The 23,118-nt window shown below is 67.9% G+C and carries 28 protein-coding genes, 1 tRNA gene and 1 pseudogene; 24 read left to right on the forward strand and 6 right to left on the reverse strand.

Annotation, left to right across the window (positions count from 1 at the left end):
* The 16 genes and pseudogenes from RT91_RS14295 to RT91_RS14370 form a co-directional block, all read left to right on the forward strand.
* Positions 1-381: pseudogene (locus tag RT91_RS14295) on the forward strand (ISKra4 family transposase); the annotation flags it as partial.
* A 42-nt stretch (positions 382-423) separates the two neighbouring features.
* The gene (locus tag RT91_RS14300; RefSeq protein WP_035187908.1) at positions 424-1,131 is read left to right on the forward strand and encodes an SDR family oxidoreductase; all 708 of its coding nucleotides are present in this window, start codon (positions 424-426) and stop codon (positions 1,129-1,131) included.
* A 146-nt stretch (positions 1,132-1,277) separates the two neighbouring features.
* A complete protein-coding gene (gene rpmB / locus RT91_RS14305) occupies positions 1,278-1,580 on the forward strand; it encodes a 50S ribosomal protein L28 (protein WP_007423649.1) in 303 nt (100 codons plus the stop codon).
* A gap of 201 nt (positions 1,581-1,781) precedes the next feature.
* On the forward strand, positions 1,782-2,285 hold the full coding sequence (locus tag RT91_RS14310; protein ID WP_007423650.1) for a YbjN domain-containing protein: 504 nt from the start codon (positions 1,782-1,784) through the stop codon (positions 2,283-2,285).
* Positions 2,282-3,094: a pyrroline-5-carboxylate reductase gene (gene proC, locus RT91_RS14315; protein ID WP_012040249.1), complete on the forward strand. Its 813-nt coding sequence runs from the start codon at positions 2,282-2,284 to the stop codon at positions 3,092-3,094. The genes RT91_RS14310 and proC overlap by 4 nt, the downstream gene beginning before the upstream one ends.
* A 344-nt stretch (positions 3,095-3,438) precedes the next feature.
* On the forward strand, positions 3,439-4,968 hold the full coding sequence (locus RT91_RS14320; protein ID WP_035187911.1) for a methyl-accepting chemotaxis protein: 1,530 nt from the start codon (positions 3,439-3,441) through the stop codon (positions 4,966-4,968).
* A gap of 5 nt (positions 4,969-4,973) precedes the next feature.
* Positions 4,974-5,276 (forward strand): STAS domain-containing protein, encoded by a 303-nt coding sequence (locus tag RT91_RS14325; RefSeq protein ID WP_012040251.1) that lies wholly within the window; start codon positions 4,974-4,976, stop codon positions 5,274-5,276.
* Entirely contained in the window at positions 5,273-5,638 is a 366-nt protein-coding gene (locus RT91_RS14330; RefSeq protein WP_007423757.1) for a response regulator, read from the forward strand. Before RT91_RS14325 ends, RT91_RS14330 begins: the two co-directional genes overlap by 4 nt.
* Positions 5,639-5,652: 14 nt before the next feature.
* Entirely contained in the window at positions 5,653-7,842 is a 2,190-nt protein-coding gene (locus RT91_RS14335) for a chemotaxis protein CheA (protein WP_035187914.1), read from the forward strand.
* A gap of 3 nt (positions 7,843-7,845) precedes the next feature.
* Positions 7,846-8,310: a chemotaxis protein CheW gene (locus RT91_RS14340; protein ID WP_012040253.1), complete on the forward strand. Its 465-nt coding sequence runs from the start codon at positions 7,846-7,848 to the stop codon at positions 8,308-8,310.
* Complete coding sequence (locus tag RT91_RS14345; RefSeq protein WP_007423752.1) at positions 8,307-9,203, forward strand: protein-glutamate O-methyltransferase CheR; 897 nt, start codon at positions 8,307-8,309, stop codon at positions 9,201-9,203. The genes RT91_RS14340 and RT91_RS14345 overlap by 4 nt, the downstream gene beginning before the upstream one ends.
* Positions 9,200-10,252: a chemotaxis response regulator protein-glutamate methylesterase gene (locus RT91_RS14350; protein ID WP_012040254.1), complete on the forward strand. Its 1,053-nt coding sequence runs from the start codon at positions 9,200-9,202 to the stop codon at positions 10,250-10,252. Before RT91_RS14345 ends, RT91_RS14350 begins: the two co-directional genes overlap by 4 nt.
* Complete coding sequence (locus RT91_RS14355; protein WP_007424128.1) at positions 10,252-10,647, forward strand: response regulator; 396 nt, start codon at positions 10,252-10,254, stop codon at positions 10,645-10,647. The genes RT91_RS14350 and RT91_RS14355 overlap by 1 nt, the downstream gene beginning before the upstream one ends.
* A complete protein-coding gene (locus RT91_RS14360) occupies positions 10,644-11,216 on the forward strand; it encodes a chemoreceptor glutamine deamidase CheD (protein WP_007424129.1) in 573 nt (190 codons plus the stop codon). Before RT91_RS14355 ends, RT91_RS14360 begins: the two co-directional genes overlap by 4 nt.
* A gap of 16 nt (positions 11,217-11,232) precedes the next feature.
* On the forward strand, positions 11,233-11,631 hold the full coding sequence (locus RT91_RS14365; RefSeq protein ID WP_007424130.1) for a hypothetical protein: 399 nt from the start codon (positions 11,233-11,235) through the stop codon (positions 11,629-11,631).
* Between the two features lie 247 nt (positions 11,632-11,878).
* Positions 11,879-12,166 carry an acyl carrier protein gene (locus RT91_RS14370; protein ID WP_013640968.1) on the forward strand — a complete coding sequence of 96 codons (288 nt, stop codon included), beginning with the start codon at positions 11,879-11,881 and terminating at the stop codon, positions 12,164-12,166.
* 19 nt (positions 12,167-12,185) lie between these two features.
* Here RT91_RS14370 and RT91_RS14375 read toward each other — a convergent pair whose 3' ends face one another.
* On the reverse strand, positions 12,186-12,731 hold the full coding sequence (locus RT91_RS14375; RefSeq protein WP_007424132.1) for an ester cyclase: 546 nt from the start codon (positions 12,729-12,731) through the stop codon (positions 12,186-12,188).
* 199 nt (positions 12,732-12,930) lie between these two features.
* Between RT91_RS14375 and RT91_RS14380 the strand changes: the two genes are divergently transcribed.
* The gene (locus RT91_RS14380; protein ID WP_007424133.1) at positions 12,931-13,767 is read left to right on the forward strand and encodes an MBL fold metallo-hydrolase; all 837 of its coding nucleotides are present in this window, start codon (positions 12,931-12,933) and stop codon (positions 13,765-13,767) included.
* 63 nt (positions 13,768-13,830) lie between these two features.
* Here the strand turns inward: RT91_RS14380 and rpoH are convergent, their stop codons facing one another.
* Positions 13,831-14,742: an RNA polymerase sigma factor RpoH gene (rpoH, locus tag RT91_RS14385; RefSeq protein ID WP_172637335.1), complete on the reverse strand. Its 912-nt coding sequence runs from the start codon at positions 14,740-14,742 to the stop codon at positions 13,831-13,833.
* Positions 14,743-15,005: 263 nt separating this feature from the next.
* Positions 15,006-16,004, reverse strand: coding sequence for an RluA family pseudouridine synthase (locus RT91_RS14390; protein WP_035187926.1), 999 nt, complete (start codon positions 16,002-16,004; stop codon positions 15,006-15,008).
* A 50-nt stretch (positions 16,005-16,054) separates the two neighbouring features.
* Between RT91_RS14390 and RT91_RS14395 the strand changes: the two genes are divergently transcribed.
* The 3 genes from RT91_RS14395 to RT91_RS14405 all read left to right on the forward strand — a co-directional run bounded on the left by RT91_RS14395 (position 16,055) and on the right by RT91_RS14405 (position 16,729).
* Entirely contained in the window at positions 16,055-16,423 is a 369-nt protein-coding gene (locus RT91_RS14395; RefSeq protein WP_035187917.1) for a hypothetical protein, read from the forward strand.
* 10 nt (positions 16,424-16,433) lie between these two features.
* On the forward strand, positions 16,434-16,616 hold the full coding sequence (locus RT91_RS14400) for a DUF2256 domain-containing protein (RefSeq protein ID WP_013640971.1): 183 nt from the start codon (positions 16,434-16,436) through the stop codon (positions 16,614-16,616).
* Between the two features lie 37 nt (positions 16,617-16,653).
* A tRNA-Glu gene (locus tag RT91_RS14405) sits at positions 16,654-16,729 on the forward strand.
* A gap of 213 nt (positions 16,730-16,942) precedes the next feature.
* Here the strand turns inward: RT91_RS14405 and RT91_RS21535 are convergent.
* Positions 16,943-17,329 carry a hypothetical protein gene (locus RT91_RS21535; RefSeq protein ID WP_152982836.1) on the reverse strand — a complete coding sequence of 129 codons (387 nt, stop codon included), beginning with the start codon at positions 17,327-17,329 and terminating at the stop codon, positions 16,943-16,945.
* Positions 17,330-17,342: 13 nt separating this feature from the next.
* On the opposite strand from RT91_RS21535, the gene RT91_RS22895 reads away from it, so the two are divergent.
* The 4 genes from RT91_RS22895 to RT91_RS14420 all read left to right on the forward strand — a co-directional run bounded on the left by RT91_RS22895 (position 17,343) and on the right by RT91_RS14420 (position 21,750).
* Positions 17,343-17,657, forward strand: coding sequence for a PEP-CTERM sorting domain-containing protein (locus tag RT91_RS22895; RefSeq protein WP_275470331.1), 315 nt, complete (start codon positions 17,343-17,345; stop codon positions 17,655-17,657).
* A 180-nt stretch (positions 17,658-17,837) separates the two neighbouring features.
* Entirely contained in the window at positions 17,838-19,244 is a 1,407-nt protein-coding gene (tcuA, locus tag RT91_RS14410) for an FAD-dependent tricarballylate dehydrogenase TcuA (RefSeq protein WP_012040260.1), read from the forward strand.
* Positions 19,231-20,349, forward strand: a complete 1,119-nt coding sequence (gene tcuB, locus RT91_RS14415) for a tricarballylate utilization 4Fe-4S protein TcuB (RefSeq protein ID WP_035187920.1) — start codon at positions 19,231-19,233, stop codon at positions 20,347-20,349. The genes tcuA and tcuB overlap by 14 nt, the downstream gene beginning before the upstream one ends.
* Positions 20,350-20,445: 96 nt before the next feature.
* Positions 20,446-21,750, forward strand: coding sequence for an MFS transporter (locus RT91_RS14420; RefSeq protein ID WP_035187922.1), 1,305 nt, complete (start codon positions 20,446-20,448; stop codon positions 21,748-21,750).
* A gap of 55 nt (positions 21,751-21,805) precedes the next feature.
* Here RT91_RS14420 and RT91_RS14425 read toward each other — a convergent pair whose 3' ends face one another.
* The gene (locus RT91_RS14425) at positions 21,806-22,348 is read right to left on the reverse strand and encodes a hypothetical protein (RefSeq protein ID WP_012040262.1); all 543 of its coding nucleotides are present in this window, start codon (positions 22,346-22,348) and stop codon (positions 21,806-21,808) included.
* A gap of 197 nt (positions 22,349-22,545) precedes the next feature.
* Positions 22,546-22,959, reverse strand: coding sequence for an IS5 family transposase (locus RT91_RS20710; RefSeq protein WP_082468614.1), 414 nt, complete (start codon positions 22,957-22,959; stop codon positions 22,546-22,548).
* Positions 22,960-23,118 lie beyond the last annotated feature (159 nt).

Raw genomic sequence — 23,118 nt, forward strand, 5'->3', positions numbered from 1 at the left:
GGCGGCAAAGAGATTGCATTCTTCGAGGATGACGTGGACAGCCTGGAGGTCAATTACCCGAATTTGGGCAAGTTCAAACGCGCCGCACATGAGTTCGCTGGCTATATCGCCAGCAACGCCGGCAGCCTGATCAACTATGGCGAGCGGTTCCGTTCGGGCGAGCGCATCTCCTCCAGCTTGGCCGAGAGCACAGTCAATGCCGTCATCAGCAAGCGCTTCGCCAAGCGTCAGCAGATGCAATGGACCAAGCGCGGTGCCCACCTGCTTCTGCAGGTTCGGACCCGAACGCTCGACGGCACCCTACGGCCTCTGTTCGAGCGCTGGTACCCAGGGCTCGCTAACGACAACGGAGATGGCGCAACTCACCCCGCCGCGGCCTGATCACCCCACACTTCCTGATGGTCTCGCGACGGGGCACTTGCGATGACGGGCCGGGTGGCGCTGATCTCCGGCGGCGGGCGCGGCATCGGGGCCGCGATCGGCGCGCATCTCGCCGGGCGCGGCTGGCGCGTGGTCGCCGCCGATCGCGACATCGAGGGCCTGACACCGCCCGACGGGGTGCGCCTCGTGCGCTGCGACGTCGCCGACGAGGCGGATGTCGCCCGGCTGATCGAGGGCGTCGCGGCGCATGAGGGCCGGCTCGACGGGCTGGTCTGCAATGCCGGGTTCATGATCCGCAAGCCGATCGGCGCGCTCGGCCTCGCCGAATGGCGCGCGGTGATCGACACCCACCTGACCAGCATCTTTCTCCTCGTGCGCGGGGCGGAGGCGATGCTGCGCGCGGCGAGGGGCGCCATCGTCACCATCGCCTCGACGCGGGCGCACATGTCCGAGCCGGACACCGAGAGCTACGCCGCGGCGAAGGGCGGGATCGTGGCGCTCAGCCATGCGCTTGCCGTCTCGCTCGGGCCGGATGTGCGGGTGAACTGCATCAGCCCCGGCTGGATCGATACCGGGAAATACCCGATCGCCCCGTCCGACCACGCGCAGCACCCTGCCGGGCGCGTCGGCACCGTGGCGGACATCGCGGCGCTCGCCGCCTTCCTGCTCGGGCCGGACTCGGGGTTCTGCACCGGCGCCGAGTTCGTCGCCGATGGCGGCATGACCCGGAAAATGATCTATGCGGAATAGCTGGCCCGGCCGGCGCTTGACCCGGACGCCGGATTTGGCGATATAGCCGCAACGCCGCGCCGTGGGGTCCATGGCGCGGGACGTGTTTTCGTGTTCCGTCTCCGCTTCTGGCCGGCACGCCGGCTTTCTGGATCGAGGTTTTCGTCATGACCCGTCGCTGCGACATCACCGGCAAAAGCGTGCTCTCCGGCAACAATGTGAGCCACGCGAACAACAAGTCGCGCCGCCGGTTCCTGCCGAACCTGCAGGACAGCGCGCTGCAGTCCGACGCGCTGGGCCATTCGGTCAAGCTGCGGGTGACGCCGCGCGGCCTCGCGACGATCGAGCAGAAGGGCGGGCTGGACGCGTTCCTGCTGGACACGCCGAACCGCAAGCTGACCGACGAGGCGCGCACCCTGAAGCGCCGCGTGGCGAAGGCGGCGGCCCGGCGCGAGGCGAAATCGGCCTGATCCTCGCCGCACTCATAGCGAGAACTGCATGAAACCCGCCCCTCACGGCGGGTTTTATCGTTTGTTTATCGTGGGATTGTAGAGTTCGATTGCGGCGCCACATGAACTTACGGTACACTCCGATTCGGAGCGGTCATCCGCCGGTCGGCAACCGGCTCGCCGCCTCCGGCTTGGCTCCCGCACTCAAGGAGGAGATCCTCTATGACCTCCCTGGCCACTGAATCCCCCGAAACCGTCAGCAATCCGCTGGATATCGTCGAGCAGGTCGTCGCCGCGAACGACTGGGCGTTCGACCGCCGGAGCGACAGCGAAATGGCGGCCGAGGCGCCCGGGCGCTGGTGCGACTACGGGCTCTATTTCTCGTGGTCGCACGAGATCTCGGTGATGCATTTCTCCTGCACCTTCGACCTCAAGGCGCCGGAACGCCGGCGCGGCGCGCTGTACGAGCTGCTGGCCCGGGCGAACGAGAAGCTCTGGATCGGCCATTTCGGCATGGACCATGACGACGGCATGCCGGTGTTCCGCCATTCGGTGCTGCTGCGCGGCGCCGGCGGCGCCTCGGCCGAAAGCGTCGAGGACATGGTGGATATCGCGGTGTCGGAATGCGAGCGGTTCTTCCCCGCCTTCCAGTTCGTGCTGTGGGGCGGCAAGACGCCGGACGAGGCGCTGGCCGCGGCCATGCTGGAGTGCGCGGGCGAGGCATGACCGACGCGGTGCTGCCGCCGCTGCTGCTTCTGGGCGGCGGCAAGATGGGCTCGGCCATGCTCGCCGGCTGGCGCGAGCGCGGCGTCTCCCGCGTCGTCGTCATCGACCCGGGCGCCGAGGCGCAGGCGCTGGCGGGTGACGGGGTCGAGGTCGTGCCCTCCATCGGGGCGGTCCCGGCCGGTTTCGCGCCGGGCGCGGTGATCCTCGCGGTCAAGCCGCAGATGGCGGAAGCGGCGGTGGACGGGCTGGCGCGGTTCGCCGGCGAGGCCGTCATCGTCTCGATCATGGCGGGAATCACCATCAACTGGCTGGCCGGCCGCTTTCCGGGCGGCGCCATCGTGCGCGCCATGCCGAACACGCCGGCCGCCGTGCGCCAGGGCATCACGGTGGCGGTGGCCGGCGCGGGTGTGGCGCCCGCGCGCCGCGCGCTGGCCGAGGCGCTGCTCGGCGCGGTCGGCGACGTCGCGATGGTGGACGACGAGGCGCTGCTCGATCCGGTGACGGCGGTCTCCGGCGGCGGACCGGCCTATGTGTTCCTGCTGGTCGAACTGCTGGAGGCGGCCGCCCTCGAACAGGGCATTCCGGCGGATCTCGCCCGCCGCCTCGCCCGCCAGACGGTGATCGGCTCGGCCGCGCTGCTCGCGGCGAGCGACCAGCCGGCGGATGCGCTCCGCCGCGCCGTCACCAGCCCGAAGGGCACGACCGAGCGCGCGCTCGCCGTGCTGATGGACGATGCGGCCTGGCCGGACGCGATGCGCCGGGCGATCGCCGCCGCCACCGCCCGGTCGCGGGAACTCGCCTCCGGCTGAACGGGCCGCGCGGTGCCGGCGGCAAAAAATGCCGCAACGGTTCGCCGGATTAACGATCCCATAATCTTTCGCTCATAGGGTCGCTGCCGGGGCGGGCTTCAGCCGCGCCGGTGTGCGAGGAAGCGCGTTTGCGGGGCCAACAGGGTCGGTACTGCGCGCGCCGCGACATTCGCCGCCGGCATCCGGAAGCCGTTTCGGAAACGCGGAGGCGTGCCCAGTGCGGAGTCGTATTGCATGACCGATCTTGACCGCCAGTTCCTGCCGTGCGGCCGGCATCGACGAAGAGGCTCCGGCGCCATGCCGGAAGCGCTCGCGCCGCAGCCGCGCCTGTCCGGAGGCGGGCGATGATCACCTGGTTCCGCGAGGTCGCGCCGATCCGGACCAAGCTCGCCGTCGCCTTCGGGTCGGAGACCTTTCTGATCCTCGCCGGCTTCCTGGCCGTGATCTGGGCCGGCAACGGCGGGCCGGAAGGGCTGCCCGTGGTGGTCGGCGCCGTGACCCTGCTGTGGTCGATCGTCGGCGGCTACGTCACCTGGCGGGTGATCACCGACCCGTTCACCGCCACGATCGAGCGGATGGAGTCGATGGTCGCCGGCAATTATGGCGCGCCCGTGCGCTTCACCGGGTATCGCGATTGCGTCGGCCGGCTGACCCGGGTGATCGACCGTTTCCGCGAGGCGGAGCTGGCCCGGCAGCGCGCCGAGGGCGAGGTGCGGGCGATGGCCGACCGCGAGGCCGAGCGGAGCCGCGCGGAGCGGCTGCGCGAGGCCGAGGTCCGCGAGCGGCTCGACCGCATGATCGGCAGCCTCGGCGGCGCGCTCGAAAGGCTCGCCGCCGGCGTGCTCACCGAGCGGCTGACGGAGCCGTTCGCGCCGGAATTCGAGACGTTGCGGACCGACTTCAACGCCGCGATGGACCGCCTGCAGGAGGCGATGCGGCTGATCGCGACCAATGCCGCGGCCATCGGCGCCGGCACCGGTCAGATTTCCAGCGGGGCCGACGATCTCTCCCGCCGCACCGAGCAGCAGGCCGCCACCCTCGAGGAGACGGTCGCCGCCCTCGACGAGATCACCGCGACGGTGCGCAAGACCGCGGAGGCGGCGATCCACGCAAGGAATGTGGTCGGCACCGCGACGCAGGATGCCGAGCGCGGCGGCGCCGTGGTGTCCCAGGCCGTGCAGGCGATGGGCGAGATCGAGGCGTCGTCGAAGCAGATCGGCAACATCATCGGCGTGATCGACGAGATCGCCTTCCAGACCAACCTGCTGGCGCTGAACGCGGGTGTCGAGGCGGCGCGGGCCGGCGAGGCGGGGCGCGGCTTCGCCGTGGTCGCCTCCGAGGTGCGCGCGCTGGCGCAGCGTTCGGCCGACGCGGCCAAGGAAATCAAGACGCTGATCTCGACATCGAACCAGCAGGTGGTCGCGGGGGTCGACCTGGTCGGGCAGACCGGCCGGGCGCTGGAGCGGATCGTTGCCCAGATCGGCGAGATCAACGGCGTCGTCGGCGAAATCGCCGCCTCGGCGCAGGAGCAGTCGACCGGGCTGGTGCAGGTGAATGCCGCCGTCGGCCAGATGGACCAGACCACGCAGCAGAATGCCGCCATGGTCCAGCAATCCACCGCCGCCAGCCACAACCTGCTGCAGGAAACCAACGAACTCGCCGCGATGATCGGCCGGTTCCAGATCGGCGCCCCGGTCGCGGCGCCGGGTGCCGCCCCCGGTCGCCGGCGCGGGGTCGCGGGCACCGGCTCCAGACTTGAGACGTCGGCAACGATGCGCGCCGCCGCGCCGGCGCGGCCGGTCACCCCGCGTGCGCCGGCGCCGTCCGCCGCCGTGACGGCCGCTGCCGGCGATGACGGCTGGGAGGATTTTTGAACGACATGTCAACCACGACCGACACCACGGAACAGCTGATGCTCGATCCCATTCTCGACCTCAAGGCGGCGTCGCCGCTGGCGCAGGCGTTGCTGGCCCGTCGCGGCGGCGATCTTCGGATCGATGCCGGCGCGGTCGAGCGGCTTGGCGGCCAGTGCCTCCAGGTCCTGCTCTCGGCGCGGGCCACCTGGGAGGCGGACGGGCACGCGTTCCGCATCGGGCCGATGTCGGACCAGATGGTCGCATCGCTCGACCTTTTCGGTGTCGGGCCCGCCGCGTTTCAATTTCAGGAGGACATTTCCGCGTGACCAAGACGATTCTGACCGTGGATGATTCGCGCACCATGCGGGACATGCTGCGCATGTCGCTGGTCGAGGCGGGCTTTCGCGTGGTCCAGGCCGAGGACGGCGTGCATGGGCTCGAAGTGCTGCAGGCCGAGACGCCGGATGTCATCGTGACCGACATCAACATGCCGCGGCTCGACGGCTTCGGTTTCATCGAGGCGGTGCGGCGGGACGCATCATGGCGGTCGACGCCGATGCTGGTGCTGACCACCGAGGTTGATCCGGAAAAGAAGGCCCGCGCCAAGGCGGCGGGCGCGACGGGGTGGATCGTCAAGCCGTTCGACCCGGTGAAGCTTGTGGACGCAATCCGCCGGGTTGCCGCATGACGGGAGGTGGATCGATGGATCCGATGGCCGAAATCCGGGAAACGTTTTTCCAGGAATGCGAGGAGCAGCTTGCCGAGCTTGAATCCGGCCTCATGCGGATGGAAGCCGGCGAGACCGATTCCGAGACGGTGAACGCCGTCTTCCGGGCCGTTCACTCGATCAAGGGCGGCGCGGGAGCGTTCGGCCTCGAAGACCTGGTGCATTTCGCCCATGTGTTCGAGACGGCACTGGATCTGATCCGCTCCGGCCGGCTCGACCCCGCGCCGGAGGCGATGCGGCTCCTGCTGCGCGCCGCCGATGCGCTGGCCGACCTGGTGCGGGCGGCGCGCGACGGTGGCAGCACCGATCAGGCGCGCATCGCCGGGATCGAGGGCGAACTGCGCCAGCTGACCGGTGGATCCGGCGCCGCGGCCGACGAAGCCGACGACGATTTCGGCGATATCGCGTTCGCGGCGGTGCCGGTGGCGATCGACGCCGCGGAGGAAAGGCCGGCGGCGCCAGGCTGGATGATCCGCTTCAAGCCGTTCGCCGATCTCTACGCGAAAGCCAACGAGACCGCGCTGCTGCTGCGCGAACTCGGCCGCCTCGGCCCGACGCGGGTGACGGTCGACCCCGAGTGCCTGCCGGATCTTGCCGCGCTCGATCCCGAGGGCGCCTATCTCACCTGGACGATCGCGCTCGATGCGGATTGCTCCGAGGAGGCGGTCCGCGCCGTCTTCGAATTCGTCGAGGACGATTGCGAACTGGTGATCGAGCGGCGCCAGCCCGAGGGCGCGGCGGTGCCGGAGCCGCCGGCCCGGCCGGCCGACCAGCCGTCGGATGACGAAATCCTCGCGTTGCTGCGCAATGCGGCGGCGAGCGTCGCGGCGCCGGAACCCGCGGCGGAAGCAGCGGCGCCGGCGGCGGCTTCGGCCGAACGTGACCATCCGCCCCAGGCCGCGGCCGAGGCGCCGGCGGCGCGGAGCGAGGCGTCGCACGGCGTCGGCGCCACGATCCGTGTCGATCTCGACCGGGTGGACCGGCTGATCGACCTGGTCGGCGAGCTGGTCATCAACGAGGCGATGCTCTCGCAGCGGGTGTTCGAGGCCGGGCTGGCCCGCGCCTCGGCCGTGGTGACGGCGCTCGACGAGCTGGAGCAGCTCACGCGCGAAATCCAGGACAGCGTGATGGCGATCCGCGCCCAGCCGGTGCGCTCGGTGTTCCAGCGCATGCCGCGCCTCGTGCGGGAAGTCGCGGCGATGACCGGCAAGCAGGTGCGCCTGCTGACCGACGGCGAGGGCACCGAGGTCGACAAGACGGTGATCGAGCGGATCATCGACCCGCTCACCCACATGATCCGCAATGCGATCGACCACGGCCTGGAATCGACCGAAGCGCGGCTTGCCGCCGGGAAGCCGGCCGAAGGTGTGGTGAAGCTCACGGCGCTGCATCGCTCCGGCCGGATCGTCATCGAGGTCGAGGATGACGGCGCGGGCATCAACCGCGAGCGGGTGCGGGCCAAGGCGATCGAGAACGGGCTGATTTCGCCCGACGCGCAGCTGACCGACGAGGAAACCGACAACCTGATCTTCATGCCGGGATTTTCGACGGCGAGCGAGATTTCCGACATTTCCGGGCGCGGCGTCGGCATGGACGTGGTGCGGCGCTCGGTGCAGGCGCTGGGCGGGCGCATTTCGATCGCCTCGCGGCCGGGCCAGGGCTCGACCTTCACGCTCAGCCTGCCGCTCACGCTGGCGGTGCTGGATGGCATGGTGGTCAGTGTGGATGGCCATACGCTGATCGTTCCGCTCAGCGCGATCGTCGAGACGCTGCAGCCCCGCGCCGAGCAGGTGCACATGCTCGGGGTCGATGTCCGGGTGATCGGGATGCGGGGTGGCTATATTCCGCTCGTCGATGTCGGCGCCGCGCTGGGCTATCGCCCGGTGCCGGCCGAACCGGAGAAGAGCGTGGCGCTGCTGGTCGAGGGCGAGGGGGGCGTGCGCGCCGTTCTCGTGGTCGATGGAATCCAGGGCCAGCGCCAGGTCGTCATCAAGAGCCTGGAGGCGAACTACCAGGCGGTTCCCGGCATCGCGGCGGCGACCGTGATGGGCGATGGCCGCGTCGCCCTGATTCTCGACGTCGATGCCATCGTCTCCGTGACGAGGAGCGACAATCTGCGGGCCGACGCATGTCGCGTCGAGCCGACCCTCATGCCAGCGAGTTGAGCGATGAATGATGTCATGACCGGCGGGTCGGGAGCCCGCGAACTGATTGCCTTCCGTGTCGGCGTCCAGGAATTCTGTGTCGACATCATGGCCGTGCGCGAGATCCGCGGCTGGACCGCGGCGACCGTGCTGCCGCAGGCGCCGGGCTATATCTGCGGGGTGATCAACCTGCGCGGCGCGGTGCTGCCGATCGTCGATTTCGCGGTCCGGCTCGGATTGCCGCGCTCGGAGCCGTCTGCCCGGCACGTGATCATCGTCGTGCAGATCAACCGCCAGATGGTCGGCCTGCTCGTCGATGCCGTGTCCGACATCCTGACGATGAACGACAACGCGATCCAGCCGACGCCGGACATTGCCTCGGACGTGGTCAAGAGCTTCGTGCGCGGGCTGATGCCGGTGGATGGGCGGATGATCAGCCTGATCTCGCTCGATCATGTGCTGCCGGCGGTGGAGCGGGAAGCCGCATGAATCTGCGCCCCCGACCACGACGGGAGGGAGACGGCCTCATCGACGGGGCGGAATACGTGCTCACGCGCGAGGATTTCCGCACCATCGCCCGGATCATGCGCGAGGAGGCCGGCATCGCGCTGCCCGAATCGAAGGCAACGCTCGTCTATTCCCGGCTGGCGAAACGCCTGCGCACGCTCGGCCTCGGCAGTTTCGCGGAATATTGCGAACTGGTGGAGAGCCAGCAGGGCGGCGCCGAGCGGCAGGAAATGCTGGGCGCGCTGACCACCAACGTGACGCGGTTCTTCCGCGAGCCCCATCATTTCGAGCATCTGCGCAGCCGGATCCTGCCGCCGCTGATGGCCCATGCGCGCAGCGGTGGCCGCGTGCGGCTGTGGTCGGCGGCCTGTTCGAGCGGGCAGGAGCCCTATTCGATCGCGCTGACCGTGCTGGCCCTGCTGCCGGAGGCGCCGCGGTTCGACATCAGGATCCTGGCCACCGATATCGACCGCACGATGCTGGCGACCGGCCGGGCCGGCCTCTATGAGGCGAGCGAGATCGCCGCGGTGCCGCCCGAATTGCGCGAGCGCTGGTTCGAGCCGGCGAACAACAATTCGCCCAAGTTCCGCATTGCCGAGGCCGCGCGGTCGCTCGTCGCGTTCCGGCCCCTGAACCTCATCGGCACCTGGCCGATGCGCGGCCGCTTCAACGCGATCTTCTGCCGCAACGTGGTGATCTATTTCGATGACGAAACGCAAAAACAGGTATGGGCCCGAATGGTGCCGCTGCTCGAGGAGGGCGGGGCGCTCTATATCGGCCATTCCGAGCGCGTGAGCGGCCCGGCCGAACGCGCTCTCGGCAACGATGGCATCACCACATACCGGCTTGCCGGTGCCCGGGAGATGAGAGGATGACGGTTCGCGTTCTGATCGTGGATGATTCGGCGACGATGCGCGGCGTGATTTCCGCCTCGCTCCGGCGCGACCCGGAGATCGAGGTGGTCGGCGAGGCGGGCGATCCCTACGAGGCGCGCAGCGCGATCAAGGAACTCAATCCCGATGTGATCACCCTCGATGTCGAGATGCCCAACATGAACGGGCTCGACTTCCTGGAAAAGATCATGCGGCTGCGGCCGACGCCGGTGATCATGGTGTCCAGCCTGACCTCGGAAGGCGCGCAGGTGACGCTGCAGGCGCTCGAGGCCGGCGCGTTCGACTGCGTGCCGAAGCCGTCCCTGGGTGACCGGCACGATTTCGACATGCTGGGCGAGAAGGTGAAGGCGGCGGCCAAGACGCGGCTGCGGCTGCGGCCGCGCGAGGCGGCGCCGGCGCGGCCGGCGGCGGTCTCGTCGGCCGGCGGGTTCAGGTCCGACGGAAGGCTCGTCGCGATCGGCGCGTCGACCGGCGGCGTCGAGGCGCTGATCGAGGTGCTGTCCCGCTTTCCGGCGAGCTGCCCGCCCACGCTGGTGGTGCAGCACATGCCGCCCTCCTTCACCCGCAGCTTCGCCGACCGGCTGAACCGGCTCTGCGCGCCGGTCGTGGCGGAGGCCGAGAACGGGGCGGTGGTGCAGCCGGGCCATGTCTATGTCGCGCCGGGTGACGCCCATCTCGAAATCGCCGGCGTCGCGGGGTCCGGCCGGTTGCATTGCCGGCTCCATCAGGGCGAGCGGGTCAGCGGCCACCGCCCCTCGGTGGACGTGCTGTTCGGCTCGTTCGCCCGCGTCATGAAGGGGCGGGCCCTGGGGGTCATCCTCACCGGAATGGGCCGGGATGGCGCCGAGGGGCTGGCCGCCATGCGCCAGAGCGGTGCCGAGACGATCGGGCAGGACGAGGCCTCGTCGATCGTCTACGGCATGCCGAAGGCGGCGTTCGAGATCGGCGCGGTGGAGCGGCAGTTGCCGCTGCCGGCGATCGCCGACCAGATCATCAAGAGCACGAATCTTACTTACAGGGAGGCAGTCTGATGCCTTTGGCCAGCTCGTTGACCGTTCTTGTCGTCGACGATCAGCAGACAATACGCAGCCTCGCGCGGGTCGGGCTCGAAGCGCTCGGAATCGGCGAAATCGTCGAGGCCGAGGATGGCGAGGAGGCGCTGAAGCTGCTGCTGACGCGCAAGACGCCGATCCATCTCGTGATCTCGGACTACAACATGCCCAAATTCAACGGGCTCAGCCTGCTGCGGGCGGTGCGCGCGCACGGGCCGATCAGCAAGACCGCCTTCATCATGCTCACCGGCCGCGCGGACAAGCAGATGGTGATGACCGCCGTCGAGCACGGCGTGAACAATTACCTCATCAAGCCGTTCACGACCGAGTCCCTGAAGGAGAAGATCGAAGCCGTGCTCGGGACGCTGACGTGACGCCGGTTGCCGCCGCATCACCGGACTATGCTCGCCGCATCAACATCGTGCAGGGCGAGCATCGGGTCGAACACGATCCGGAAGCCGTCCTGTGCACGATTCTCGGATCGTGCGTCGCCGCCTGCCTCTGGGATCCGGGCGCGTCCGTGGGCGGGATGAATCATTTCCTCCTGCCCGGCGATGCCCATGCGCAGGCCGGCGGCGGCGGCGCCGCGATGCGCTATGGCGCCTATGCGATGGAACTCCTGATCAACGACCTGCTTCGCCACGGCGCCCGCCGCGACCGGCTGAAGGCGAAGCTGTTCGGCGGGGCCTGCCTGATGAAGGGGCTGACCGATATCGGCCGGCTCAACGCCGATTTCGCCGAGCGGTTCCTCGCCGCCGAGGGAATCGAAATCGTCGGCGGCAGCCTACGCGGGGAGCGGGGGCGGCGGATCCAGTTCTGGCCGGTCTCCGGCAGGGCGCGGCAGACGCTCCTGGCCGCCGACCAGCCCGCCCTGCTGAGGGCCGAGCCCGACCTGCGCACCCTGAGAGCGCCGCCGCCGAGCGGGGCGGTCGAACTGTTCTGAACGGAATCCCCCCGCCATGGCCGCATCCGACATCAGCCACGCCCTCCCGGACGAGACGATGAATGACATTCCGACCGGCATGACGATGAACGAGCTGTTCGCGATCATCGAGGCCGAACTGGTCGATCTCGGCGCCTATGCCGAACGGATGCAGGAGGTCCTCAGCCCGGCGCTCGTCGCCTCGCCGGAGAGCAGCCTGTGCCGGCAGGAAGCCCAGATGCTCGACATCCTCACCCAGAGGCTGCAGGGGTTGCGCACCTTCATGGAGCATCTGCGCCGGGGCCTGCCGGAGACCTGGCTGGTCGATCCTTCGCGGGCGGCGCGCGCCGTCGTGCTGGGCACCCTGGCCGAGCGGCTCAGCGGCGCCAAGGATGTCGTGCCGCTGCCCGCCGCGGGGGAGATCGAACTGTTCTGACGGGCCGCCGGCGCAAGCTGGCCAGGCTCGCGGCACGTCGTCGGTCCGCTTCGGTCGGTGGCTATGATGCCCATCACATTCAAGTTTTCCATGTTCGTGGCATCGACGTCCTGCCGGCGCGGTTCGCCGGCGGCGCGAACGAATGTGAACGTCGCGGCGCCGGCCTGCCGCTTCCCGCGGCTGACGGGGGCTGGCACATCGCGCCGGCCGGCTTGCGGCGCGATCGGAGAGGGAGATGCACGTGCGAATGGCAGATCAGGCTGACGATGTTTCGGCGCGTGTCGGGATGATCTTCGCGCGCCTGTTCCCCGATCTCGCGCCGACCGAGATCGCGCGCGCATCGACACGCACGGTGCGCGCCTGGGATTCGATCACGACGCTGAGCCTGATCGTCGAGGCCGAGGACGAGTTCGGCATCGTCATCGGCTTCGACCGCATGGCGGCGATCGAGAGCTTCAGCGATCTGTGCCACATCGTCGCGCGGCTCAGGCGTGAACAGCTGGGCCGGCTTTCCGGCTCCCGCCTGCTGCACTGAGGCGCCCCGGGCGGGCCGCTCAGATCGGGCGGCCCTCGCTGGAGGCCCAGGCCCTCATCAGCGTGTTGCTCGGCAGCGTCTTGTCCAGCACCTTTCGCGCGGTCTCGGCGCCGGCGACCGGCAGCCCCGCCGGGTCGAGCAGGCCGAGTTGCACGAGCACCGAGGCCTGGTCCCAGTAGATGTGTTCGTGAACCAGCTTGTCGCCCTCGAACCGGACGATCGCGACGAGCGGGATCTCGACGCGCCGGCCGGTCGGCGGGATGCCGGGCAGCATCCAGTCGATTTCCGAGGTGTGGGTGAAGCGGAAGATCATCTCGTCGACGATGCTGCTGGCGCCCACGGTGCGGCTGACCGGCACCATTTCGGTATCCGGCGGGTTGGCGCCGATGAAATGGTATTTGTAGAAGCGCTTGAGGTGGTCATGGCCGACGCCGCCGGTCATGGTCGGGATGTGGTTGACATAGGGGTCGGCGACCATCGTGGCCATGGTGGCATCGACGTCGCGGGTCTCGAATTCGTAGCGGCAATGCGCTTCCCAGAGGGCTTCCAGATCGTGTTGCGGCATGCGCGTCTCCTCCCGTGTGATGATCCGACCCCGCCGCCTTGCCGGCGCGGGCGTGCGCGGCGAGATCATCGGGTGTGGCGCGCCGCGTCAAGGGGGCGGCGCGGCGCTGGTCAAGGGCCGCGGCGCCGGTCTAAGCTCGGCGCATGGACAATTTCCGCAGAGTTGAAACCGGAGGACGGGCGCCGGGCCCGGTGAGCGCGTGCCGTTCCTGACCGAGGCGGAGCCGCGCCGCGGCGTTCCGCATCAGGTGCTGCCCGGCATTCGCCGCGTGGTGGCCCGCAATCCCGGGGTGATGACCTATCATGGCACCAACACCTGGCTGATCGAGGGCGAGGACGGGCTGACCGTGCTCGATCCGGGCCCCGACGACCCGATCCATGTCGGCGACGTGATCGAGGCGGCGGCGGGCGTGCCGATCCGGCGCATCGTGCTGTCGCACACGCATCGCGACCATCTGGGTGCTACGGCCGGGCTGCAATCGGCCACCGGCGCGCCGACCTACGGCTTCCATCGCCCGGCGACCGCGATGTTCCGGCCGGACCGGCCGATCGGCGAGGGGGATGTCGTCGCGGGGCTGACGGCGCTGCACACGCCCGGCCATGCCAGCGACCATCTGGCCTTCGCCTTTCAGGTGCCGGGGGTGGGCGAGATCCTGTTCAGCGCCGATCACGTGATGTCGTGGTCGTCATCGATCGTGAACCCGCCGGATGGCGACATGAAGGCCTATTACGCGAGCCTGGAACGCCTGCTCGGCCGGACCGAGGTGCTCTACCTGCCGGGGCATGGCCCGGCGCTGGAGCGGCCGCGCGAGCTGGTGCGGGAGATGCTGGCGCACCGGCAGCGGCGCGAGGCGGCGATTCTGGAGGCGCTGCGCGCCGGACCGGCGACGGTGACGGACATCGCCGCCCGGCTCTACGCGAAGCAGGACCCGATGCTGAAGATCGCCGCCGAACGCAACGTTCTCGCCCATCTGCTCAAGCTGCGCGCCGAGGCGCAGGCGGAGGAGCACGGCGAGGTCTGGCGGGTCGCCGCCTGAGCTTCGGGCAGAAAAAACCCTGCGCCCGGGGCGGGCGCAGGGGCTGGAAAACCGCTTTATGGATCAGGCGACGGCGCGATCGGCCAGCGCCTGGCGCTGCTCGGCGCGCTGTTCCGCCACCTGCGCCTTCATCGACTTCTGCAGCTTCTCGAAGGCGCGCACCTCGATCTGGCGGACCCGCTCGCGCGAGATGTTGTATTGCTGCGAGAGGTCCTCGAGCGTCGTCGGGTCGTCCTTCAGGCGGCGCTGGATGAGGATGTGCCGCTCGCGGTCGTTCAGCGTCTTCAGCGCGGTGGCGAGAAGCGCGCGGCGGCCGGTCATCTCCTCATGATCGCCGATCGCCTCTTCCTGGCTGTCGGCATCGTCGACGAGCCAGTCCTGCCACTCGCCCTCGCCATCCATGCGGATCGGCGCGTTGAGGCTGTGGTCGGGCGCGGTCAGCCGGCGGTTCATGCTCACCACGTCCTGCTCGGGAACGCCGAGCACGCGGGCGATCTTTTCCACCTGTTCGGGCTGCATGTCGCCATCCTCGATGGCCTGCATCTGCCCCTTGAGGCGGCGCAGGTTGAAGAACAGCTTCTTCTGCGCGGCGGTCGTGCCCATCTTCACCAGCGACCAGGAATGCAGGATGTATTCCTGGATGGCGGCGCGGATCCACCACATCGCGTAGGTGGCGAGGCGGAAGCCGCGTTCCGGGTCGAACCGCTTGACCGCCTGCATCATGCCGACATTGCCTTCGGAGATGAGTTCGCCGAGCGGCAGGCCATACCCGCGATAGCCCATGGCGATCTTGGCCACGAGACGCAGATGCGAGGTGACGAGCTTGTGGGCGGCCGCCTGGTCTTCATTGTCCCGCCAGGCGCGGGCGAGCCGGTCCTCTTCCTCCGGGGAGAGCATCGGGAACTTGCGGATTTCCTGCAGATACCGGGCGAGGTTGCCTTCGCTCGGGGCCATCGTACTGACTCCAGAGGCCATGGGTAGCTCCTTTCGTCTTCTCTACGGGCCGGACATGGATTCGGATGTGGAAAATCCAGACCCTTGTGATGCCGGTCCCTTCACCGCGGAGTATACACAGGTCAGCGATCTTGCCGTATCACGGTCCCGCGAGAACCCCTGAAAAGGCGGTAACGGGCGGGAAAGATCGCGGATCCACTTGACTCCGCTCTTGACTGTGACCTGTCTACCACGCTGATCGGCGGATTGTCAACAAAAAGGACCATACCAGTCCAGTATTGCAGTCATGTCTGGGGAGTAATAGCACCCAGATGTGACAGCAATGTTGCAAGATCGGCCGGAGGGGCGGCCTCGAACCGCAGCTTCGCGCCGCTGCGCGGGTGGGCGAACCCAAGCATGGCAGCATGTAGCGCCTGGCGCGGAAAGTCCAGAAGAAAATCGCGTTGAGGTTGCTGCATCTGCGATGCCGCGGCCGGCCGGCGACGCAGATAGACGGGATCGCCCACCAGCGGATGGCCGCGGCTGGCGAGATGCACGCGGATCTGGTGGGTCCGGCCCGTCGCCAGCCGGCAGGCGAGGAGCGTCGCGCCCAGGCCGAAGCGGCGCAGCGTGCGGTAATGCGTTAGCGCCGGCTTGCCGCCGCGGGCGACGACGGCCATCCGCTTGCGGTCGCGCGGGTCGCGGCCGATCGGGCCCTCGATCTCGCCTTCGGCGGGCTGCGGCGCCCCCCAGCACAGGGCGAGATATTCGCGGTCGAGATCGCGCGCGGCGAAGGCGGCGGAGAGCGCGTTGAGGGCGAGTTCGGTCTTGGCGGCGACCATCACGCCGGAGGTGTCCTTGTCGAGCCGGTGGACGATGCCGGGGCGCCGCTCGCCGCCGATTCCGGCCAGGCTGTCGCCGCAATGGGCGATGAGCGCGTTGACCAGCGTGCCGTCCGGATTGCCCGGCGCGGGATGGACGACGAGGCCCGCCGGCTTGTCGATCACGATCAGGTCGGAGTCCTCATACAATACGGTGAGGTCGAGCGCCTGGCCCTGCGGCGCCGCCGGGATGGCGGGCGGCAGCGCCACGGTGTAGATCGCGCCGGGCCGCACCGCGGCCGATGGCAGCCTGATCACGGCGCCATCGCACGTGACGGTCCCCGCCTCGATCAGCGCCTTCAGCCGCGAGCGCGACATCTCGCTCAGGCGGGAGGCGAGAAACCGGTCCAGCCGCTCGCCGCCATCGGCCTCCGTGGCGCGGAACGGCCCGCTCCCGTAGGATGGGGCGTCGGGCGGCGCCATGCCGGCGGGCGGGGTTGCATGGGAATCGGAGTTGGGTTCGGAGTTCACGGATGCAGGATACACCAATCCGGCCAAGGCCGGCACGCGAGGCTGGCGCGCAGAATCTGCGGGGGCTGAAAGCGCTCGTCATCGGGCTTGGCATATTGGTCGTGCTGGGCACCGCCCTGGTCATCGGCGTGGTGGTCAAGCGGATTGTGGCGCCGGAGCACGCGGCCGCGCCTCCGCCGGCGGTCGCGCCGCGCACCGCCGCGCCGCCTTTCGCCACCGAACTGCCGGGCGGTGCGGGCAGCGCGATCGCCGGCGTCGCGGCGGCGGGCGGCATGGTGGCGATATGGCTGCATGACGGGCACGGCGGCGCGGTGGTCTTCGTCGATCCGCGCACGGGGCGGATCGCCGGCACGGCGGCGCCGCGGCACTGAGGCCGGCGCGATGCGCAAGGCCGACCTGCCACAGAAGACCTGCGCCGCCTGCGGCCGGCCGTTCGCCTGGCGGCGGAAATGGGCGCGGGATTGGGACGCCGTCAAATTCTGTTCCGACGCCTGCCGCACCGGCCGGCGCGAGGCCGCGCGGGCGCGCCAGGGCGCGACCGGAAAACCGCGTCGTGGCGCTTGATGCCCGGCGCGAAGTCGACTATCTAGCGGCGCACTCGGTCCCGTTCGTCTAGAGGCCTAGGACACCGCCCTTTCACGGCGGCAACACCGGTTCGAATCCGGTACGGGATACCACTCAAATCATCGAATTTTTTCGCTTCGCCAACGGCAGATACCGGATATCTGGCCGATATCCGCGCTTCTTGTGGCGATGGCCGAGGCCGGACACTTTCATGCCGCCGCCGCTCGCATCCCGGCTCGCGCAAGCCCACCCCGCTGTCTCCGCGCCGCACCGCCGCCCGAGGCGCCGGCTCCGTCAGGAATTTTTACACCCTTGCGATGGCGAATTCATAAAAGCCTGATTTTCGCCGATATATTTTTTGGCATCAAAATTGCTGCGGTTCCGACAGCCTGAATGTCTTGCATTGAAATGAAAGTTGCAAAGCCATGAAGCGGATTTTCAAGATTATTGTTGGCGCCATGGTCTTCGGTGGCGCCTGGGCTGCCACCGCCCACGCGGATCCTGTCACCTTCGGCGGGACATATTCGGTGAGCACAAGCAGTGGCCTCGGCGTGAGCAGCGATCCACTCTTCCCAGTCTTCGACCTCGCACCAACGTTTACCCTGTCTCCACTCAATGTTGGACAGTCGGTAACTGACAACCTGTTTACGTTGTATGCAAACCAAAAGGCAGCGGGGAAACAGACTTTTTCTGTCGCATTCGACTTCACTCAACCGCCTCCCTCGTTTGGCGCAAACGGCAGCGGGACAGCGGTCGTCAAGAAACAGACGTATTTTTTTCGGACTTTTTTATATCGATAGTATCAAAAACAACTCAATTCAATTCACGAATCCACTTCTCAAGCTCAACTTCGGACCAAACAACGACGGCGAGCTTGATATAAACCTGTTTGCAAATGAATACTTCCCCCACACGGTCAGCGCCAAATTCACCTTCGTGAAGGACCCAACCGCCGTTCCCGAGCCGGGCTCTCTCGTTCTTCTCGGCACGGGTCTGCTCGGTCTGTGCCTGATATCACGCCGCAACCGCCGCCGCGCCTGAGCGCAGCCCGCGCCGTGGGCGTCTGACTGATCAGCCCGTGCGATAGGGCATCATCCGATCCGCCCGGATCGGATGGTGCTCCCGCCGAACGCCGCCGCATGGCCGCACCCCGCCGGCGACATTGCATTCAGTTGTATACAATCTTGACTTGACCCCGCCCGGCCTCTACTCAGCACGGGCATGAGGTCTGAAACGGTCTTTCCCGCGACGGTCGACACGCTGGTGATCGGCGGCGGCAACGCCGCCCTGTGCGCGGCGATCAGTGCCCGGCGCGAAGGCGCCTCGGTGCTGGTGCTCGAAGCGGCCCCCGAATTCTACCGCGGGGGGAACACGCGGCACACGCGGAACATGCGTTGCGCGCACGACAGCGCCACGGATTTCCTCACCGGCCCCTATACCGAGGAGGAATTCTGGCAGGACCTTCTCCGCGTGACCGGCGGCGAGACCGATGAGGATCTCGCCCGCTTCATGATCGCCGAATCCAAGGACATGCTGACCTGGATCGCCCGCCAGGGCGTCAGGTTCCAGCCTTCGCTCGGCGGCACGCTCAGCCTGGGCCGCACCAATTCCTTCTTCCTCGGCGGCGGCCGCGCCATGCTGAAATCGCTCTACCGCACCGCCGAAAGCCTCGGTGTGCGGGTCATCTACGAGGCGGAAGTCATCGGCTTCGACATTCAGGACGGCGTGTTCCGCGAAGCCCTGGTCCGGCATGGCGGCGCCGTCGTGCCGGTGAAGGCCCGCACCCTTGTGGCAGCGGCCGGCGGGTTCGAGGCCAATATCGACTGGCTGAAGGAATCCTGGGGCGCCGCCGCCGACAATTTCCTGATCCGCGGCACGCCCTACAATCGCGGGGACATCCTGCGCCTGCTGCTCGATGCCGGCGCCGAGCCGGTCGGCGACCCGACGCAATGCCACGCCGTCGCGATCGACGCGCGCGCCCCGCGCTTCGACGGCGGCATCATCACCCGGCTCGACTGCGTCGTCTTCGGCGTGGTGCTCAACGCCAACGCCGAGCGCTTCTACGACGAGGGCGAGGATTTCTGGCCCCGGCGATACGCCATCTGGGGCCGCCTCGTCGCCGCCCAGCCCGGGCAGATCGCCTATATCGTCTTCGATTCCCGCTCGCTCCCCCTGTTCATGCCCTCGCTTTACCCGCCCGTGCAGGCGGACGACCTGCATACGCTCGCCACCCGGCTCGAGCTCGATCCGCAGCGCTTCGAAGCCACGCTCGCGGCCTTCAACGACGCGGTGCGCGAGGGGCATTTCGACCATACCGTGCTCGATGACTGCCATACCGAGGGGCTGTCGCCGCCGAAATCGCACTGGGCGCGGCGGATCGAGCAACCACCGTTCTATGCCTACCCGGTGCGTCCGGGCATCACCTTCACCTATCTCGGCGTCAGGGTCGGCCGCGACGCGCGGATCCGCATGAACGACGGCAGACCGGCGGTGAACATGTTCGCCGCGGGCGAGATCATGGCCGGCAACGTGCTGGGCCGGGGCTACGCGGCGGGAATCGGCATGACCATCGGCAGCGTGTTCGGACGAATCGCCGGTCGGGAGGCGGCGCGCCATGGACGGAACTGACACTCGCGGCACCCCCGCGCTGGCCGAGGCCGCGCGGATCATGACCATCTGCAATTCGTGCCGTTACTGCGAAGGGCTCTGCGCCGTGTTCCCGGCGATGGAGCGGCACCGGGAGTTCAGCCCCGGCACGCTCGCGCATCTCGCCAGCCTCTGCCACGGCTGCGGCGCCTGCCTCGACGATTGCCAGTTCGCGCCGCCGCACGAATTCGCCGTCAACGTGCCGCGGACGATGGCCGCCGCGCGCCGGGAATCCTACGCGGCGCATGCCTGGCCGCGCCTGGCCGGCGGCGCGTTCGATCGCGGCGGCATCGTGAACGCCGCCGTCATCCTGCTCTGCGTCACCGGCTTCCTCGCCGCCATCATGCCAGCACTTTCGGGCGCCGGCGGCCCGCTCTCGGCGCCCGGCGCGTTCTACCGGCTGATGTCGCATGGCGCGATGGTCGCGGTGTTCGGCCTCGCGGCGCTCTGCGCGGCCCTGATGATCGCCGCCGGCATCCGCCAATTCTGGCGCGCCGCGGGCCCCGCGCCGCATATCGGCCCCCGCGCGCTGGCCGGCGCGCTGCACGATGCGATGAGGCTCCGCTATCTCGATGGCGGCGGCGCCGGTTGCCCGGATGCCCAGCAGGCCCCGCGCGACCACCGCCGGCTGTTTCACCATTTCGTGTTCTACGGCTTCCTGCTCTGCTTCGCCTCGACCTGCGTGGCGACCCTCTACAGCTACGGGTTCGATCTCGAGGCCCCCTATCCGCCGACCTCGCTTCCCGTGATCCTCGGGGCGCTCGGCGGCATCGGCCTCGTCGCCGGCGCGCCCGGATTGCTGCTGGAGAAGAGGCGGCGCCCGCCCGCCTTCGCCGATCCCGCGAGCCGCGGCATGGACGTCGCCTTCATCGTCACCCTGTTCCTGCTCGGCCTGACGGGTCTGGCTCTGCTCGTCCTGCGCGCGACATCGTTTGCCGGGATCCTGCTCTGCATCCATCTCGGCGTGGTTCTTGGCTTTTTTGTCACAATGCCATACGGAAAGTTCGTGCACGGGATCTGGCGACTGGTTGCGCTCGTGCGCCACGCGGCCGAATTCGAGGCCGAAACCGCCGGGACGCAGAAGTAAAGCCACTCCGCGCGAGTGTCGGTCTGCCGACCGGGCCTTGAAACACAATAATCGACAGGGCAGACCCAGAACGGGCTCCGGGAGAACACAGACATCATGAATCACACGACAGACGAGCCGACGGAACATCAGATCCGCAAGGTCGCGCTGGCCAGCATCATCGGGTCGGTCATCGAGCAGTATGACTTCCTGGTCACCGGCGTCATTGCCGCCACGGTCTGGGGCGGCATCTTCTTCAAGCTGCCGGGGCTGGCGGCCATCGCCGCGGCGATCGGCGTCTACGGTCTTGGCATCGTCATCCGGCCGCTCGGCGCCTTCATCTTCGGCAACATCGCCGACCGCCGCGGCCGCAAGGACGCGATGGTCTACGCCCTGGTCCTGATGGGCGTCAGCACGCTGCTGATCGGCCTGACGCCGACCTACGATTCGATCGGCGCGGTCGCGCCGGCGCTGCTGATCATCTTCCGCCTCGCCCAGGGCATCAGCTTCGGCGCCGAGTTCGGCACCGCCTCGACCTGGGTCGTCGAGCAGGCGGCGAAGTCGCGGCATCGCGCCTTCTGGGGCGCCTGGGTCGGCTTCGCGATCCCGATCGGGCTGCTGCTCGGCTTCGGGTCCGTCATCCTCGTGAAGTCGATGATGACGCATGCCGAATTCATCGCCTGGGGCTGGCGCATCTTCTTCTTCATCGGCTTCCTCGTCGCCATCGTCGGCATCGTGATCCGGTCGCGGACCGAGGACAGCTTCGTCTTCGAGCGCCACCGCGCCAAACACGCGGTGCTCGACCTGCCGGCGAGCCGGGTGTGGCGCGAGATGCCCCTGCGCATCCTGCGCACGTCGCTCGTGAACGCGATGTTCAGCGGCGCCTTCTTCCTGTCGTTCGTCTTCGGCACGAGCTACATGAAAGCCGTCGGCTTCACCGCCACGCAGGCCGAAACCGTCGGGCTGATCGCCGCCGCCTTCATGTTCGTCTTCATGTATATCGGCGCGCGCATGGCCGACCGCGTGAGCCGTCGCACGGTGCTGCTGATCTCAGCCGTCGTGTTTCTCGTCTTCGCGATCCCGTATTTCTACCTCATCAACATGCACAGCTTCTTCCTCGCGGTCGTCGCGGAAGTCATCGGTTTCGGCTTCGTCTTCGGCTTCGGCTATGGCGCCATCCCGGCCTTCTACACCGAGAACTTCCCGACGCGGTATCGCGCATCGGGCGCCAGCCTCGGCTATCAGATCTCGCAGGTCTATGGCGGCGGCCTGATCCCCATCGTCGCCGGCCTCATCCTGCGCAGCGCCGGGATCCACCGTGCCTATGTCTATATCGGGCTTCTCGTGATGGTCTACGCCATCGCGGCGATCTACGCGATCCTGACGACCGCCGACACCACGCAGTCGGACCTCGAACACTGACACTGACACGCAAACCCGGTCAGGCCGCCCGGCCTGATCGGGTCGCCTCCCGCCCTCAATACCTGTTTCGGTGGACAACCACGCTGAGCCCGATCCGCAACGCGCCGCTTCGCCTCGCGCAGAGGCTGCGCGCATAGGCATCCTGGCTGGCCGTGACCGCCTTGCCGTTCACCATCAGGAACCGCCCGCCGATAGGCTGGTCCTGGACCAGATCCACCACTTTATTGTCGATATAGATGTTCTTGATGATGTTCGAGCTATAGGACATGTCGACCATGTAGCGGCACACGCGGCGCGGAACGTTCGAGATCTCGACGTGATAGGCGTTGATGTCATGCGGGTCGAATTGCATCACGAAATTATGGTCCCGCACGTCCTGATTTTTCGCGATATGCAGGATCTGCCCGGCGTCGAGTTTCCCATACTGTCGAATCTTGTGGAAATATGAAACGCTCATCCGGTCGTACACCTCGCGCCGGCTACTGAACGGATGCGGATCGTCATACGCGTATTTCACCAGCAGAACGACCGCCAGCGCCGCCACGCACCCGGACAGCACACCAAGGATCAGCCATTTCGACTTCTGGAAAAAACTCATTTCGAATCCGATATCTATTCCTGCCTTTCTGATTTTTGTTGATGCAAAGTATTATGGACATATAAACAACATATTAACCGGATTCCGGCCGCCACGGCGAATCGTTCGATGCCATTCCGAATCGAATTATCAATGTCCTGACTTCCGCCCGCATCGGACGCGCCGTTTCGACTCGGGCAACCGCCTAGGTTCTGGACTCAACTGATCCACGCGGTGACGGCGAGGACGAGGCAGATCCCGGCGAGGAAGTTTCGTGCGGTCTTGTCGTATCGTGTAGCGATGGCGCGCCAGTCTTTGAGCCTGCAGAAGGCACGCTCGATGAGATTGCGCTTTCTGTAGGCGACGGGGTCGAAGGGCGGTATGGCGCGGCGGTTTGGCATGGGCGAGATCACCGGCCTTGTGCCCTGCCTGGTGAGGAAGGCGCGGAGGTCATCGGCGTCGTAGGCCTTGTCGGCGATCAGGTCTTCTGGCGGTGGCATGGTGGGGAGAAGCGCTCGGGCGCCACTGATATCGGAGGCCTGTCCCGGCGTCAGGAGGACGGCGGCGATGCGCCCCAGGTCATCCGCGACGGCGTGGATCTTGGTCGTCCGTCCACCCCTCGACCGGCCGATGGCCTGGCTTTGCGCCCCCCTTTACGCCCGCGGCCGCGCGATGTCGCCCGAACCGAGTGCTGTCCACCNTGGCGATGCGCGGGGGATCCGCGCAGGCGACAAGGGGCCGCGAAGCTCTCCTGCCAGAGGCCACGCTGGCTCCAGCGGTTGAACCGGTTG

It is taken from the genome of Acidiphilium sp. JA12-A1, from assembly GCF_000724705.2.
GTDB classification, from domain to species: Bacteria; Pseudomonadota; Alphaproteobacteria; order Acetobacterales; family Acetobacteraceae; genus Acidiphilium; species Acidiphilium multivorum.

Coding starts and splice junctions, on each gene's coding strand:
- RT91_RS14300 (WP_035187908.1), top strand. CDS start 424: ATGACGGGCCGGGTGGCGCTGATCTCCGGCGGCGGGCGCGGCATCGGG.
- rpmB (WP_007423649.1), top strand. CDS start 1,278: ATGACCCGTCGCTGCGACATCACCGGCAAAAGCGTGCTCTCCGGCAAC.
- RT91_RS14310 (WP_007423650.1), top strand. CDS start 1,782: ATGACCTCCCTGGCCACTGAATCCCCCGAAACCGTCAGCAATCCGCTG.
- proC (WP_012040249.1), top strand. CDS start 2,282: ATGACCGACGCGGTGCTGCCGCCGCTGCTGCTTCTGGGCGGCGGCAAG.
- RT91_RS14320 (WP_035187911.1), top strand. CDS start 3,439: ATGATCACCTGGTTCCGCGAGGTCGCGCCGATCCGGACCAAGCTCGCC.
- RT91_RS14325 (WP_012040251.1), top strand. CDS start 4,974: ATGTCAACCACGACCGACACCACGGAACAGCTGATGCTCGATCCCATT.
- RT91_RS14335 (WP_035187914.1), top strand. CDS start 5,653: ATGGATCCGATGGCCGAAATCCGGGAAACGTTTTTCCAGGAATGCGAG.
- RT91_RS14340 (WP_012040253.1), top strand. CDS start 7,846: ATGAATGATGTCATGACCGGCGGGTCGGGAGCCCGCGAACTGATTGCC.
- RT91_RS14345 (WP_007423752.1), top strand. CDS start 8,307: ATGAATCTGCGCCCCCGACCACGACGGGAGGGAGACGGCCTCATCGAC.
- RT91_RS14350 (WP_012040254.1), top strand. CDS start 9,200: ATGACGGTTCGCGTTCTGATCGTGGATGATTCGGCGACGATGCGCGGC.
- RT91_RS14355 (WP_007424128.1), top strand. CDS start 10,252: ATGCCTTTGGCCAGCTCGTTGACCGTTCTTGTCGTCGACGATCAGCAG.
- RT91_RS14365 (WP_007424130.1), top strand. CDS start 11,233: ATGGCCGCATCCGACATCAGCCACGCCCTCCCGGACGAGACGATGAAT.
- RT91_RS14370 (WP_013640968.1), top strand. CDS start 11,879: ATGGCAGATCAGGCTGACGATGTTTCGGCGCGTGTCGGGATGATCTTC.
- RT91_RS14375 (WP_007424132.1), bottom strand. CDS start 12,731: ATGCCGCAACACGATCTGGAAGCCCTCTGGGAAGCGCATTGCCGCTAC.
- rpoH (WP_172637335.1), bottom strand. CDS start 14,742: ATGGCCTCTGGAGTCAGTACGATGGCCCCGAGCGAAGGCAACCTCGCC.
- RT91_RS14390 (WP_035187926.1), bottom strand. CDS start 16,004: ATGGCGCCGCCCGACGCCCCATCCTACGGGAGCGGGCCGTTCCGCGCC.
- RT91_RS14395 (WP_035187917.1), top strand. CDS start 16,055: ATGCAGGATACACCAATCCGGCCAAGGCCGGCACGCGAGGCTGGCGCG.
- RT91_RS14400 (WP_013640971.1), top strand. CDS start 16,434: ATGCGCAAGGCCGACCTGCCACAGAAGACCTGCGCCGCCTGCGGCCGG.
- tcuA (WP_012040260.1), top strand. CDS start 17,838: ATGAGGTCTGAAACGGTCTTTCCCGCGACGGTCGACACGCTGGTGATC.
- tcuB (WP_035187920.1), top strand. CDS start 19,231: ATGGACGGAACTGACACTCGCGGCACCCCCGCGCTGGCCGAGGCCGCG.
- RT91_RS14420 (WP_035187922.1), top strand. CDS start 20,446: ATGAATCACACGACAGACGAGCCGACGGAACATCAGATCCGCAAGGTC.
- RT91_RS14425 (WP_012040262.1), bottom strand. CDS start 22,348: ATGAGTTTTTTCCAGAAGTCGAAATGGCTGATCCTTGGTGTGCTGTCC.